Annotated in this window: 9 protein-coding genes; 3 read left to right on the top strand and 6 right to left on the bottom strand. The window is 67.7% G+C overall.

Going from position 1 to position 13,948, the window contains the following annotated elements; all coding sequences use genetic code 11:
* Window positions 1-14 precede the first annotated feature (14 nt).
* Window positions 15-2,423, bottom strand: coding sequence for a DUF6049 family protein (locus EHO50_RS36645; protein ID WP_128435536.1), 2,409 nt, complete (start codon window positions 2,421-2,423; stop codon window positions 15-17).
* Between the two features lie 268 nt (window positions 2,424-2,691).
* Between EHO50_RS36645 and EHO50_RS36640 the strand changes: the two genes are divergently transcribed.
* Complete coding sequence (locus EHO50_RS36640; protein ID WP_128435535.1) at window positions 2,692-4,134, top strand: CCA tRNA nucleotidyltransferase; 1,443 nt, start codon at window positions 2,692-2,694, stop codon at window positions 4,132-4,134.
* Between the two features lie 99 nt (window positions 4,135-4,233).
* On the opposite strand, the gene EHO50_RS44315 is transcribed toward EHO50_RS36640, so the two are convergent.
* The 4 genes from EHO50_RS44315 to EHO50_RS36620 all read right to left on the bottom strand — a co-directional run bounded on the left by EHO50_RS44315 (window position 4,234) and on the right by EHO50_RS36620 (window position 8,032).
* Window positions 4,234-4,737, bottom strand: coding sequence for an LppU/SCO3897 family protein (locus EHO50_RS44315; RefSeq protein ID WP_164905052.1), 504 nt, complete (start codon window positions 4,735-4,737; stop codon window positions 4,234-4,236).
* Between the two features lie 110 nt (window positions 4,738-4,847).
* Window positions 4,848-6,125: an MFS transporter gene (locus tag EHO50_RS36630; protein ID WP_128435534.1), complete on the bottom strand. Its 1,278-nt coding sequence runs from the start codon at window positions 6,123-6,125 to the stop codon at window positions 4,848-4,850.
* A gap of 96 nt (window positions 6,126-6,221) precedes the next feature.
* Window positions 6,222-7,304, bottom strand: a complete 1,083-nt coding sequence (locus EHO50_RS36625) for an inositol-3-phosphate synthase (RefSeq protein ID WP_128435533.1) — start codon at window positions 7,302-7,304, stop codon at window positions 6,222-6,224.
* Between the two features lie 44 nt (window positions 7,305-7,348).
* Window positions 7,349-8,032 carry a PadR family transcriptional regulator gene (locus EHO50_RS36620; protein WP_128435532.1) on the bottom strand — a complete coding sequence of 228 codons (684 nt, stop codon included), beginning with the start codon at window positions 8,030-8,032 and terminating at the stop codon, window positions 7,349-7,351.
* A 352-nt stretch (window positions 8,033-8,384) separates the two neighbouring features.
* On the opposite strand from EHO50_RS36620, the gene EHO50_RS36615 reads away from it, so the two are divergent.
* Complete coding sequence (locus EHO50_RS36615) at window positions 8,385-11,012, top strand: transglycosylase domain-containing protein (protein ID WP_128435531.1); 2,628 nt, start codon at window positions 8,385-8,387, stop codon at window positions 11,010-11,012.
* A gap of 232 nt (window positions 11,013-11,244) precedes the next feature.
* Complete coding sequence (locus EHO50_RS36610; RefSeq protein ID WP_128435530.1) at window positions 11,245-12,744, top strand: glycosyltransferase family 87 protein; 1,500 nt, start codon at window positions 11,245-11,247, stop codon at window positions 12,742-12,744.
* A gap of 114 nt (window positions 12,745-12,858) precedes the next feature.
* Here the strand turns inward: EHO50_RS36610 and EHO50_RS36605 are convergent, their stop codons facing one another.
* Complete coding sequence (locus tag EHO50_RS36605) at window positions 12,859-13,890, bottom strand: alanine racemase (protein WP_128435529.1); 1,032 nt, start codon at window positions 13,888-13,890, stop codon at window positions 12,859-12,861.
* Between the last annotated feature and the right edge of the window lie 58 nt (window positions 13,891-13,948).

Genomic DNA, 13,948 nt, shown 5'->3' with positions numbered 1-13,948 from the left:
GGCCACGACATCGCTCAACGGTCCACTCTCTCACCCGTGCCGGACGGGTCGGCGCTTTCCGTTGCGGTGTCCGGTGTCAGGTCACTCGGCTGCTCCGGGGCGTCTGCCCGGGTACCGGTGCCGGATTCCTCCTTGAGGAGGTTCTCGGTCGTGAGACGGTCTTCAGGGCCTTCCTGGTTCTCCGGGCCGCCGTCGGCCTCGCTCGACTCCGTAGGGCTGTTCTCCTCGGCGTCACGGGCGGCCGCGCGCTTGCGCTGCGTGTACATCCGGAATCCGGCGAGGACGAGAAGGAGGAAGCCGCCGCCGATGACCAGCATCACGGTGGCCGTGAACTCGGTGACCTTCACATCGAAGGTGACGGGTGCGCCGTACGGCTGGCCGTCCTCCGTGAACAGCTGGGCGACCACCGTGGCTTGGCCGTTGGCCTGAGCCGACGTGGGGAACTTCACCGTCTGGCTGTGCCCGCCGGACACCGCGACGCGCTGTTCGGACAAGCGATCGCCATCGATTTCGAGGCGCCTCGGGCTCTTAGAGGTGAGCCTGAGCACGAGGTGCTCGACGCCCTGCACCAGGTTGTTCTGCACCGTCACAGGGATCGTGGCGCTGCGTCCGGAGAGCTTGGTCTCCGACTTGTCGATCAGCGTGACCTGGCCGGCCAGGGAGTCGATGTACGCCTCCACGCCATTGCGATAGTCCGCCGCCTCCCCGGAGCGGCCGCGCCACGACGTGGACATCTCGCGGTTCATGGCCCGCCCGAAGGGCGTGACCACGCGGGCCTCCTTGCTGAGGATCACCTTGAACTTGTTGAGCTTGTCCTGCGTGGTCGCGATCTGCTCGTAGGCCGATCGCGGCAGCTCCTGCTTGCGCAGCGAGGAGGGGTACTTGGACGCCGCAGGCACGTTCGTGGTGGCGCCGGAGTCGGGCTTGGCCGTGGCCGCGGCCGTGAGCTCCTGGGACTGGGACCATGTGCCGTCCTGGAGTGCCGTCACCGCCTCGGCCATCGCCTGGGCCTGGCTCGCCGTCGGCATCCGTTGCGGGGCGACGACGATGCTGCGCTGCTTGTCCGACTGGTGGTTGAGGGCGAGGCTCTGGGCCAGGAACCTCTGCACGGCGAGCGTCGAGCTCGATGCCCTTGTCAGGTTGCCCTGGAACACCGTCGACATCCGTGCGTCCGCCACGACTGCCGTCGTGCCGCCGCCGATGGGGCGGGCCGCGGAGGGCGTGTAAGGCAGGCCGCCCGTTTCCACCAGGCTGTCGCTGCGGGCGATCACCTTGTCCGCGCCCGCGGAGGTGGCGACCTTGACGATGGAGGGGTCGACGGCGCCGTTCACAGGCCAGGCGAAGTCGGTGGTCGGCTCCACGTGAAGGATGGAGTCGACCGTGTCGGCGGCGACGTCGGCGGCCTCCTTGAGGTGGTTCAGCGAGCCGGTGACGTTCGTGCCGTTGTGCGCGAGTGAGGCCAGGTCGGGGTCGGCGAAGGGCAGGGCGACGACCTCCTTGTCCTGCACGGCCTCTTGCAGTTCGGCCAGCCACTGGTTGGCGACCGCCTGATGGGTGCCCGCCGTGGTCGTGTCACCCTCGCCCTGCACGCGGTAGTTGTCCGTCATCGCGTCCACGGAGGCCAGCAGGTCGGGGTCGATCACCCAGGTGACGTCGAGCTCCCTGCCCAGCGACACGAGCTGCTGCAGACGGCCGCCGGGGGAGATCTCCTTGGCGAGGTCGTCGTCGCGGAAGACCGGCGTCTGCGACTCGTTCGACCCCGTCTGCGCCGTCATATGTGCGGTGGAGATGAGCGGCCACAGCACCGTCGTGCGGGTCTTCGTGTCGGTCCCTTCGGGCTGCCACGGCAGGAACGTCCGCTCGATGCCGAGTACGTGATCCCAGGGCTGCGCGGATGTCTCACCGGAGAGAGAGACGGCGAACTCGTAGACCCCGTCTCCCTTGAGGTCGAGATCGTCGACCGGCACGGAGATGCTGAAGCGCTGGGAGACGCCCGGGGTGAGCTTGGAGAACTCCTTGACGTACTTGCCGCCCACCGGAGCCCCGTCGAGGCCCTCCTGGTAGCCGGTGCGACCGGCGACCGCGTCGACGTCCGAGCGCGTGTTCAGGGCGGGCCCCAGGCGCAGGTCCACCTGTGCGTCGGTGACGGCCTGCTTGCCCTCGTTGGTCACCGTGCCGGACACCGTCAGAGTGTCGCCGTCACTGGGGACGGAGGGAGTGAGGGAATCCACAGCGACGGCCACCGTGCCCGAGCCGGAGGCGGCCTTCAGGGAGTCCTGCCCGACGGCGTACGTGGGCGCGGCGGCGGGCAGCTGGAGGAGGCCGGCCAGCAGAGGCGCCCCGGCGAACAGTGCTCCGGTGCGCCGCAGCCACCGGCGGGCAGGTGAGGGACTCATCCCCTGGAAGTCTGCCGCCTCGGCCACGCGCTCGCCCGTCCCTCGTCGTCGTCAGTGGTCGTCGGAATGTGCGTCCACGCATGGTAACGATGCGCGCCGAGGGGAAGTGCCGCGGTGTGCTCCACAAGATCGGGCCGCGCAGTCGGCCTGTCCTGTATGTACAGGAATAAAGAGGAGCGCTTCTGTACGTCGCAAGGCAGTCCTCGTGCACCTTTTGACGCAGGTATCCGTGCACGCGGTGTGCACGTTTAATGGAGGCGCTCGCGGTCGGCCGGGCCACGTACCCTCTTCTGTTGTGCCGAACGCCAACGAAGACAAGCCCAGTGTCCTGAGCCAGGTGCAGCACCGCGCCGTGAGCGAACTGCTGCGGGTCGCGCCTGTCGCCGACGACCTCGCCCGCCGTTTCCAGGAGGCCGGGTTCTCACTCGCCCTGGTCGGCGGGTCGGTCCGGGACGCGCTGCTCGGCCGGCTCGGCAACGACCTGGACTTCACGACCGACGCCCGCCCCGAGGACGTACTGAAGATCGTCCGCCCGTGGGCCGACGCGGTGTGGGAGGTCGGGATCGCCTTCGGCACCGTGGGGGCGCAGAAGAGGGGCTACCAGATCGAGGTGACGACCTACCGGTCGGAGGCTTACGACCGGACCTCGCGCAAGCCCGAGGTGTCGTACGGCGACTCCATCGAGGAGGACCTCGTCCGGCGCGACTTCACGGTGAACGCGATGGCCGTCGCCCTGCCGGAGAAGGAGTTCATCGATCCGCACGGCGGGCTGGAGGACCTCGCGGCGCGGGTGCTGCGGACCCCGGGGACGCCGGAGGCGTCCTTCTCGGACGACCCGCTGCGCATGATGCGGGCGGCGCGCTTCGCGGCCCAGCTCGACTTCGAGGTGGCTCCTGAGGTCGTTACTGCCATGAAGGAGATGTCGGGCCGCATCGAGATCGTCTCGGCGGAGCGGGTGCGGGACGAGCTGAACAAGCTGATCCTGTCCGCGCACCCCCGCAAGGGGCTGACCCTGCTGGTCGATACCGGGCTCGCGGATCATGTGCTGCCCGAGCTGCCGGCGCTGCGGCTGGAGAGCGACGAGCACCATCGGCACAAGGACGTCTACGAGCACACGCTGATCGTCCTGGAGCAGGCGATGGCGCTGGAAGAGAACGGCGCCGACCTGACCCTCCGGCTGGCCGCGCTGCTGCACGACATCGGCAAGCCCCGCACGCGCCGCTTCGAGAAGGACGGCCGGGTCTCGTTCCACCACCATGAGGTGGTCGGCGCGAAGATGACGAAGAAGCGCATGCTGGCGCTCAAGTACTCCAACGAGCTGGTGAAGGACGTCTCACGTCTGGTCGAACTCCACCTGCGCTTCCACGGCTACGGCACCGGAGAGTGGACGGACTCCGCTGTCCGTCGCTATGTCCGTGACGCCGGTCCGCTCCTGGACCGCCTCCACAAGCTGACCCGCTCCGACTGCACCACGCGGAACAAGCGCAAGGCGGCCGCGCTGTCTCGTGCTTATGACGGCCTGGAGGAGCGGATCGCTCAACTCCAGGAGCAGGAGGAACTGGACGCCATCCGACCCGACCTCGACGGCAACCAGATCATGGAGATCCTCGGGGTCGGGCCTGGGCCGGCCGTTGGTCGCGCGTACAAGCACATGCTGGAGTTGCGGCTGGAGAACGGGCCGATGGTGCACGACGAGGCGGTTGCGGCGCTGAAGGAGTGGTGGGCCGAGCAAGGCTGAGGCTGTGAAACGGGGTCATGTTTCACGTGAAACATGACCCCGGGATGCGTAGAGGGGCGGTGTTTCACGTGAAACACCGCCCCTCGGCATGTTCAAGCGTTACTTGTTGTCCCCCAGGCAAAGGACGAACGAGTCGCTGCCTTCCGTCCACTCGATGGCGGCGGTCGTTCCCGTGACCGACTGGCAGGCGAGCTGGGACAGGCTGGTGCCGCCGTCCTTCTTGAGGACCTTGTAGTCGGCCTTGGAGTCGCTGCAATCCAGCTGCTCGATCTGAGGGGAAGTGTCGCTCCCCTTGTTGGTCAGGCAGTCGCCGACTGCCAGCTGCTTGGTGTCGTCGTTGCCGATGTACCAGCCGACGGCCGCAAAGATGAGGCCGGCGACGATGACGCCTATGCGCAGGTACTGCTTGATGCCACGCTTCGGTCGCTGCGGCGCAACCGGCGCGTACGGCGCCGCGCCCTGCTGGGGGAACCCGGGCTGGCCCGGCTGCTGCGGGTAGCCGCCCTGGGGCGGGTACGGGGCCTGGCCCTGGGGCTGCTGGCCCTGGGCGTACGGGTTCTGGCCCTGGGCGAACGGGTTGCCCTGGGGCGGCGGAGTTGTCACTTGGGGGTCCCCCTAGAACTTGGGTGCGTGGCGCGAACTGAGCGCGGAAATAAGACGCACGTAAGTTATCGGTCCCCACTGACACCCGAGGGGCCGGGAGTGGCTCTGTGTCATTGATGTGACACGGACTGGCGCTCAAAGCGGGCCATAGCCCCAGCAACTGCCGCGTAGATAACGGCGACTGTGACGAGGAGCGGCGTTGAGCGGCCGTCAGGCGGCAGTATCAGGGCGGCCACTCCGGCCGCACCGACGAAGGCGACGTTGAACAGCACGTCGTAGACGGAGAAGATCCGGCCGCGGAAGCCGTCCTCGACCGAGGCCTGCACGATCGTGTCCGTCGCGATCTTCGCCCCCTGCGTCGTCAGGCCCAGGACGAATGCCGCCACCAGCATGGGAGTTGTGGCGAAGGGGAGGCCGAGCGCGGGCACCAGGACTGCGGCGGCCCCCGCGCACACGGCGATCCAGAGGCCGGAGCCCAGCCGGCCCGCAGCCCAGGGGGTCGCCACTGCCGCCGCGAAGAATCCGGCGGCAGAGATCGCCAACGCCAGCCCCAACAGGGCGAGTCCGTCATCGGCGTTCGAGGAGAAGGCGTACCGGCAGAGCATCAGCAGCGTGACCAGCAGGGCGCCGTAGCAGAAGCGCATCAGGGTCATCGTGAGCAGTGCCCAGACGGCTTCCCTCCGCGGCGGCGTGGCGAGATGGCGTACCCCTGCCGCCAGGTCGTGCGCGGTGCCGGAGATCGCCGCCGCGAGGCGGGGTTGCACCAACTCTCGGTCAGGACCCAGCAGTTCCCGTGACATGCGCAGTGACGCCAGACCCGCGCACAGATACAGGGCAGCTCCCAGGAGCACCACGGCGGCATCGGAGTCCCAGGCCACCAGCCGTACGACGAAGGCAAGGCCGGCACCCACGCTCGCGGCGAGCGTTCCGGCGGTCGGGGAAAGGGAGTTGGCGATCACCAGACGCTCGTCGTCGACCACGCGTGGCAGCGCGGCGGACAGGCCGGACAGGACGAAGCGGTTGACGGCGGTGACGCACAGAGCGGAGACATAGAAGAGCCAGTCCGGGACATCAGTGATGATCAAGACGGCTGTCACCGTGGCCAGTACGGTGCGCAGCAGGCTGCCGTACAGAAGAACCTGGCGGCGGCGCCAGCGGTCCAGCAGGACGCCGGAGAAGGGGCCCACCAGGGAGTACGGCAGGAGCAGTACCGCCATCGCGGAGGCGATCGCGGCGGCCGAGGTCTGCTTCTCCGGGGAGAAGACGACGTACGTGGCGAGCGCGGTCTGGTAGACGCCGTCGGCGCCCTGTGAGAGCAGGCGTACGACGAGCAGGCGCCGGAAGTTCCCGAAGCGCAGCAGGACCCGCAGGTCGCGTACGACGGACATGGGGCACAGCCTCACATATGGGGAGGGTCCCCGGGCGGTGCAACCCGGGGACCCTCAGCAGCTCTGGCAGGAGCGTATTAGTGCGGCGCCGTCTGCTTAGCGCTCGACCTCACCCTTGATGAACTTCTCGACGTTCAAGCGGGCCTCGTCGTCGAAGTACTGGACCGGCGGGGACTTCATGAAGTAGCTCGACGCCGACAGGATCGGGCCGCCGATGCCGCGGTCCTTGGCGATCTTCGCGGCGCGCAGGGCGTCGATGATGACGCCGGCGGAGTTCGGGGAGTCCCAGACCTCGAGCTTGTACTCCAGGTTCAGCGGGACGTCACCGAAGGCGCGGCCCTCGAGGCGGACGTAGGCCCACTTGCGGTCGTCGAGCCAGGCGACGTAGTCGGACGGGCCGATGTGGACGTTCTTCTCGCCGAGCTCCCGGTCGGGGATCTGGGAGGTGACGGCCTGCGTCTTGGAGATCTTCTTGGACTCCAGGCGGTCACGCTCGAGCATGTTCTTGAAGTCCATGTTGCCGCCGACGTTCAGCTGCATCGTGCGGTCCAGGACGACGCCGCGGTCCTCGAACAGCTTCGCCATGACGCGGTGCGTGATGGTGGCGCCGACCTGGGACTTGATGTCGTCGCCGACGATCGGGACGCCCGCCGCGGTGAACTTGTCCGCCCACTCCTTCGTACCGGCGATGAAGACCGGCAGGGCGTTGACGAAAGCGACCTTGGCGTCGATGGCGCACTGGGCGTAGAACTTCGCCGCGTCCTCGGAGCCCACGGGCAGGTAGCAGACGAGGACGTCGACCTGCTTGTCCTTGAGGACCTGGACGACGTCGACCGGGGCCTCGGCGGACTCCTCGATGGTCTCGCGGTAGTACTTGCCGAGGCCGTCGAGGGTGTGGCCGCGCTGGACGGTCACGCCGGTGCGCGGCACGTCGCAGATCTTGATGGTGTTGTTCTCGCTGGCGCCGATGGCGTCCGCGAGGTCGAGGCCGACCTTCTTCGCGTCGACATCGAAGGCGGCGACGAACTCGACGTCACGGACGTGGTAGTCGCCGAACTGCACGTGCATCAGGCCGGGGACCTTGGACGCCGGGTCGGCGTCCTTGTAGTACTCGACTCCCTGAACCAGCGACGCGGCGCAGTTGCCCACGCCGACGACGGCTACGCGAACCGAACCCATTCCGGTTGCTCCCTGTGTGTACGAGTGAGGCCCTGACTGGGCTCTCACGTGGCGGTGTCGCCGGGCGAATCCGTCCCGGGGGCGCCCCCGGGACGGGGCAGATCGCCCGGCTCTCCAGATGTGGTGTCCTGCTGAGCGGGCCCCCCGGAAGCGGAACCCTTCAGGTCCCGCCCGGCCCGCTCGCTCTCGATGAGCTCGTTCAGCCAGCGCACTTCGCGCTCCACGGACTCCATCCCGTGGCGCTGGAGCTCAAGCGTGTAGTCGTCGAGGCGCTCCCGCGTGCGTGCCAGGGAGGCGCGCATCTTCTCCAGGCGCTCCTCCAGCCGGCTGCGACGGCCCTCCAGTACGCGCATGCGTACGTCCTGCGGTGTGCGTCCAAAGAAGGCAAATCGGGCAGCGAAGTGCTCGTCCTCGTACGCGTCGGGGCCGGTCTGCGAGAGCAGTTCCTCGAAGTGCTCCTTACCTTCCGCCGTCAACCGGTAGACGATCTTGGCGCGGCGCCCTGCGAGTGGTGCGGCGAGGGCGTCCTCGACGGTGTTCCCGGGTTCCTCGATCAACCAGCCGTTGGCGACCAGCGTCTTGAGGCAGGGATAGAGCGTGCCGTAGCTGAACGCGCGGAACACGCCCAGTGACGTATTGAGTCGTTTGCGCAGCTCATAGCCGTGCATCGGGGACTCGCGGAGTAGTCCGAGTACGGCGAACTCAAGGATCCCGGAACGTCGGCTCATCCCCTCGCCTCCTCGTCATATCTCGCGCTGATGTATCGACTCGATACATCACGACGATAGAACGGCCTTCCGGGCGGGACAAGTGGGGGAACGGTGAACGGGATCACATCAACGATTCATGTGGAGCGAGTTGCCTGATTTGGGGTGAAGTTCGGGGCTAGGTGGACTTTGGCGGTGCGTAGTCTGTGCGCCATGCACACCACCGGGAACCGAGTGACACCTGAGGGCGTCCTCGTCCTTGGTGCAGTACGGGTGAATGCGGAACCGACCACATCCGTACTTCGGGGGGACCGGAAATCAGCCGCCGTTGCCAGGCGCGCAGGGGTGCGCCTGCCCGAGGAGTAGTCGTTCGATGAGCGAGCACCGTCGCAAACCGCCGCAGCCGCAGGGAGGCGGACGTGCCGCGGCCCGCCGCGGCCAGGCCGGCTCGTCTCCCGGCCGCCGAGCGGCACCGCGAGGCGCCACCGGATCTCCTTCCGACTCGTACGGGTCGGGTTCCAGCGGGTCGGGAGGCGAGGAACGGCCGTACGGCGGCCGTGCCGAGGCACGGCGCGCGGCCCAGAGAAGTGGAGGCGGCCGCCGCAGAGCGGCCGAACCGGGCCGGGGTGGCCGCCGCGCCGCTCCCGGTGGCCCGGATGGTCCCGGGCGTGGCAGAGGGCGCTCGGCTCCGCCTGCCAGGAAGCGGTTCATCGACTATCCGCGCGCGGGCAAGTACGGTGCGGCGCGCTGGGTGCCGTCGTGGAGGCTCGTCACGGGGACGTTCCTCGCGTTCATGGGCGGTCTGCTCGCTGCCGCGGGCATCGGGTACGCCATGGTGGGTATCCCGAATCCCCAGGACACGGCCCTGGCTCAGAACAACGTCTTCTATTGGTCCGATGACACGCAGATGGCGTCGACCGGCGGTCAGACGAACCGCCAGCTCGTGAGCAACGCGGAGATCCCCAAGGACATGAAGGACGCGGTGGTCTCCGCCGAGAACGCGTCCTTCTACGAGGACAACGGCATCGACCCGGCGGGTATCGGGCGGGCCCTGCTCAACATGGCGAGGGGCGGCGAGACGCAGGGTGGTTCGACCATCACCCAGCAGTTCGTGAAGAACACCTACCTGAGCCAGGAACAGACGGTCTCCCGTAAGTTCAAGGAGCTGTTCATCTCCATCAAGGTCGGCCAGCAGATGACCAAGGACGACATCCTCGCGGGCTACCTCAACACCGCCTACTACGGCCGTAACGCCTACGGCATCCAGGCGGCGGCCCAGGCGTACTTCGGCGTGGACGCCAAGGACCTCACCACCTCGCAGTGCGCCTTCCTCGCCGCTGTGCTGAAGGGCCCGAACTTCTACAACCCCGACGGTGGCGTGGGGGCGGGTGCCACGGCGGAGGCCAACACCGAGCGGGCCAAGGAACGCTGGTCGTGGATCCTGGACCGCATGGTCGAAGTGGGGCGCATGCCGGCGGCGGACCGCGCCAAGGTCGGCGACTTCCCCAAGTTCAAGAGGCAGAGCTCGAACCTGTCCGGGCAGAGCGGCTATCTCATCGACATCGCCAAGGAGTACGTCGCCAAGAAGACGGGTCTGTCCCCCGAGGACTTGGACAAGGGTGGCTACCGCATCTACACGACCTTCAACAAGAAGAAAGTCAACGAGCTGGCGGCGGCCGTCGAGAAGACGCGGAAGAGCTTCCTCGAACCCAAGAAGCGCGAGAAAGACAAGTACGTCCAGTTCGGCGGGGCGTCGGTCGACCCCAAGTCCGGAGCGATTGTCGCCTTGTACGGCGGCGAGGGCTACGACAAGGGGCACTACTCCAACAACGCCAACACGCTGGGTGTGCCGGTCGGCTCGACCTGGAAGCCCATCGTGCTGGCCGCCGCGATGAAGTACGGGACGTACGAGACCGACGGAGAGCCGCTTTCGCCGTTGGCCAAGTACAACGGCAACGACCTTCTCGTGATCAAGGACCAGAACGGCGACCCGATCATGGGTAACAACGGAAAGCCGTTCCGGCAGAAGAACGAAGGCACCAAGGCCTGGGGCATGGTGACGCTCAAGAAGGCCATGGAGCAGTCGATCAACAGCCCGTTCGCGCAGCTGGGCATCGATGTGGGTCTCCCCAACACCCAGAAGCTCGCGAACGACATGGGCATTTCGTCGGGCTTCTTCGACAAGGCCAACATCAGGAACGTGTCCTTCTCGCTCGGTACGTCGACCCCCAGCGCCATCCGCATGGCCGACGCGTACGGGAGCTTCGCCAACGAGGGTGCGCACTACGAGCCGTACTCGGTCACCAAGGTTCTCAAGGACGGCGAAGAGCTCAAGCAGTTCCAGCGGCCGACGAAGCAGACCGCCATGGACGCCAACATCGCGAACAACGTGACGGACGTCCTGGAGAACGTGGTCCAGAACGGCACCGGTAAGAAGGTCGCGGACATCGGGTTCCCGGTGGCCGGCAAGACGGGTACGACCGACGAGAACAAGTCGGCGTGGTTCGTCGGGTACACCAGGGAACTGTCCACGGCCGTGACCCTGTTCCGGACGGACCCCGGCAAGGGCAAGCTGCTGTCCATGAACGGCACCGGTGGCGTGCCGTCCATCCACGGTGGTGACATCCCGGCTCAGGTCTGGAAGGACTACATGGTCGAGGCGATGAAGAGTTACGGCATCCCGGAGCCCTTCCCGGAGGCCGAGCCCATCGGTGAGATCATCAACGACACCCCGACGCCGACAGTGGTGCCGACGCCCACCGAGACTGTCGAGGAGAGCCCGAGCCCGTCGCCGTCGCCCTCCGAGTCGCTGACGTCGCCGTCGCCGACGCCGACCGAGACGTGCTTCGGCTTCCAGTGCAATGACGTCGGAGGCTCGGGCAACGGCGGTACGGACGGGGGCGTGACCTCGACACCGACTCCGACGGCAACAGAGACGGACGGCAACAGCAACGGCAATGCCAACGGCAACGGAGGCATCTTCGGAGGACCATCAGGCTGACCGACGCTCTCAGCTGACGCGAGAAGGCCGGTGGCCGGCACCCACGAAGCAGGGGTGCCGGCCACCGGCCTTTGCCGCTTGTACGGCTGTGCAGCCACCTTCCCGCTCCCTTGAACCGGGGATCGGGCGTCGGCTTGTTTCACGTGAAACGTCGGTTTCACGTGAAACACTCAGCCGTCGCACCCAGGTCGTCCTCGCACTGTTCTCAGACAGGTACGGCAGGATGTGCCCCATGCCCAGTGCAGAGACGACGCCCACGAGCGTGCACGAGCCGGACCCGGTGCGGCCGACCAAGGAGGACGAGGTCGCCGCGAGCGGGAGTGAGCTGATCGGCGGCCCCATCGGGCGGCGCGCCCTGCTCGGGACGTCCTGGTGGACTCCCGTGCGGATCATCGCGCTCGTGGCGATCGGCATGTTCGCCCTCGGCCTGGTCCAGAAGGCACCTTGCTACAACGGCGGCTGGTTCTTCGGCGCCAGCTCGCAGTACACGCATGCCTGCTACTCGGACATCCCGCACCTCTACCAGGGGCGCGGCTTCGCCGACGGGCTGGTGCCGTACTTCGACAAGCTCCCCGGCGACATGGAGTACCTCGAATACCCCGTGCTGACCGGTGTGTTCATGGAAGTCGCCTCCTGGCTCACGTCGGGCAGCGGCAGTATCCAGGACCAGGAGCAGTGGTACTGGATGGTCAACGCCGGGATGCTGATGGTGTGTGCGGCCGTCATCGCCGTCTGTGTGACCCGCACGCACGCCCGGCGCCCCTGGGACGGCCTGCTGGTCGCCCTCGCGCCTGCCTTCGCGCTGACCGCGACCATTAACTGGGACCTGCTGGCCGTCGCCCTGACGGCCGCAGCGATGCTGATGTGGTCGCGCGGCCGCTCCCTCGCCTTCGGCATCCTGCTGGGGCTCGCCACGGCCGCCAAGCTCTATCCCGTCTTCCTGCTCGGTCCCTTGCTCGTCCTGTGCTGGCGTGCGGGCAAGTGGCGGGACTTCGGGAAGGCGCTGGGCGGCACCGTCGTCGCCTGGCTGGTCGTGAACCTTCCGGTGATGCTCCTCGCTTGGGACGGGTGGTCGCAGTTCTACCGGTTCAGCCAGGAACGGGGTGTCGACTTCGGCTCCTTCTGGCTGATCATGGCCCAGAACTCCACCGACCCGCTGAGCACGGAAACCGTCAACACGCTCGCCACCCTGCTGACGCTGCTGTGCTGTGCCGGCATCGCCGCGCTCACGCTCACCGCGCCCCGACGTCCACGCTTCGCGCAGCTGGCCTTCCTGATCGTCGCGGCGTTCATCCTCACCAACAAGGTCTACTCGCCGCAGTACGTCCTGTGGCTCGTGCCCCTGGCCGTGCTGGCCCGGCCGAAGTGGCGGGACTTCCTGATCTGGCAGGCGTGCGAGGTGGGGTACTTCCTCGGGATCTGGATGTACCTCGCGTACACGACCAGCGGGGACGCCCACAAGGGACTGCCGCCCGACGGCTACCACTGGGCCATCGGCGTGCACCTGCTGGGGACGCTGTACCTGTGCGCCGTCGTCGTACGGGACATCCTCATGCCGGAGCGGGACCCGGTGCGCCGGGGCGGCGACGACGATCCCTCGGGCGGTGTGCTCGACCGGGCGGAGGACATGTTCGTGCTCGGCCCCGCGGCTCATCCACCGCGGCACGCGGCCCACTTCGACGGACCGCAAGTGGAGTGGGGCAAAGAGGGGACAACGGGCGGTTCGCTCTGAGCGAACAGGGCGTAGGCAGGGCACGCAGAAGGCCGTACACGGAAGAGTCCGTGTACGGCCTTTCCTCGTTGCGGCGTTGCCGAGCGGCGGTCGTTCAGTTGCCGCGGCGTTCGCTCAGCGGTCGACGAGCCGGTCGAACTGCGTGGTGGTGTGCCGCAGATGGGCGACCAGCTCGTCGCCGACCTTCGGCTCGGGAGCGTCCGAGGGGACGAACAGGATGGAGACCTGCATGTGCGGCGGCTCCGCGAACCAGCGCTGCTTGCCGCCCCATACGAAGGGAGAAAGGTTCCGGTTGACCGTGGCGAGGCCGGCCCGGGCGACGCCCTTGGCGCGCGGCATGACGCCGTGCAGGGCCTTGGGGGCCTCGAGGCCCACCCCGTGCGACGTACCGCCCGCTACGACCACCAGGAAGCCGTCGGAGGCCGCCTTCTGCTGCCGGTAACCGAAGCGGTCGCCCTTGGAGACGCGCGTGACGTCCAGGACCGCGCCGCGGTACTCGGTGGCCTCGTGGTCCCCCAGCCACAGCCGGGTGCCGATGCGGGCACGGAAGCGGGTCTGCGGGAACTGCTGCTGCAGGCGGGCGAGTTCCTCGGCCTTGAGGTGGCTGACGAACATCGTGTGCAGCGGCAGCCGGGCGGCACGCAGGCGGTCCATCCAGCCGATGACCTCTTCGACGGCGTCCGAGCCGTCGGTGCGGTCCAAAGGCAGGTGGATGGCGAAACCCTCGAGCCGGACGTTCTCTATGGCGGCGTGCAACTGTGGCAGTTCGCGTTCGCTCACGCCGTGCCGCTTCATCGAGGACATCACCTCGATGACGACGCGGGCGCCGACGAGGCCGTACACGCCGTCCACCGACGACACCGAGCGGATGACCCGGTCGGGCAGCGGCACCGGCTCCTCGCCCCGTCGGTACGGCGTCAGCACCAGCAGGTCACCGCCGAACCAGTCCTTGATGCGCGCGGCCTCGTACGTCGTGCCGACGGCGAGGACTTCGGAGCCCAGGCGCGTGGCCTCCTCCGCCAGCCGCTCGTGCCCGAACCCGTAGCCGTTGCCCTTGCAGACCGGGACGAGGCCCGGGAACTGCTCCTGCACGTGCTTGTGGTGCGCCCGCCAGCGCGCGGTGTCGACGTAGAGCGTGAGCGCCATGGCCGGACCTGGAACCTTTCTCGTGGCTGCGGTGTATCAGAGGTATGGAAGCTATCGC

The organism is Streptomyces cyaneus (genome assembly GCF_004028635.1).
GTDB lineage: Bacteria > Actinomycetota > Actinomycetes > Streptomycetales > Streptomycetaceae > Streptomyces > Streptomyces cyaneus.
Note: the sequence above shows the minus strand (reverse complement) of the source record. Positions and strands in the feature narration are given on the sequence as shown.

Bases quoted from the DNA above. Each gene is read 5' to 3' on its own strand.
- EHO50_RS36630 (WP_128435534.1), bottom strand. From the start codon at position 6,125: ATGTCCGTCGTACGCGACCTGCGGGTCCTGCTGCGCTTCGGGAACTTC.
- EHO50_RS36625 (WP_128435533.1), bottom strand. From the start codon at position 7,304: ATGGGTTCGGTTCGCGTAGCCGTCGTCGGCGTGGGCAACTGCGCCGCG.
- EHO50_RS36620 (WP_128435532.1), bottom strand. From the start codon at position 8,032: ATGAGCCGACGTTCCGGGATCCTTGAGTTCGCCGTACTCGGACTACTC.
- EHO50_RS36615 (WP_128435531.1), top strand. From the start codon at position 8,385: ATGAGCGAGCACCGTCGCAAACCGCCGCAGCCGCAGGGAGGCGGACGT.
- EHO50_RS36610 (WP_128435530.1), top strand. From the start codon at position 11,245: ATGCCCAGTGCAGAGACGACGCCCACGAGCGTGCACGAGCCGGACCCG.
- EHO50_RS36605 (WP_128435529.1), bottom strand. From the start codon at position 13,890: ATGGCGCTCACGCTCTACGTCGACACCGCGCGCTGGCGGGCGCACCAC.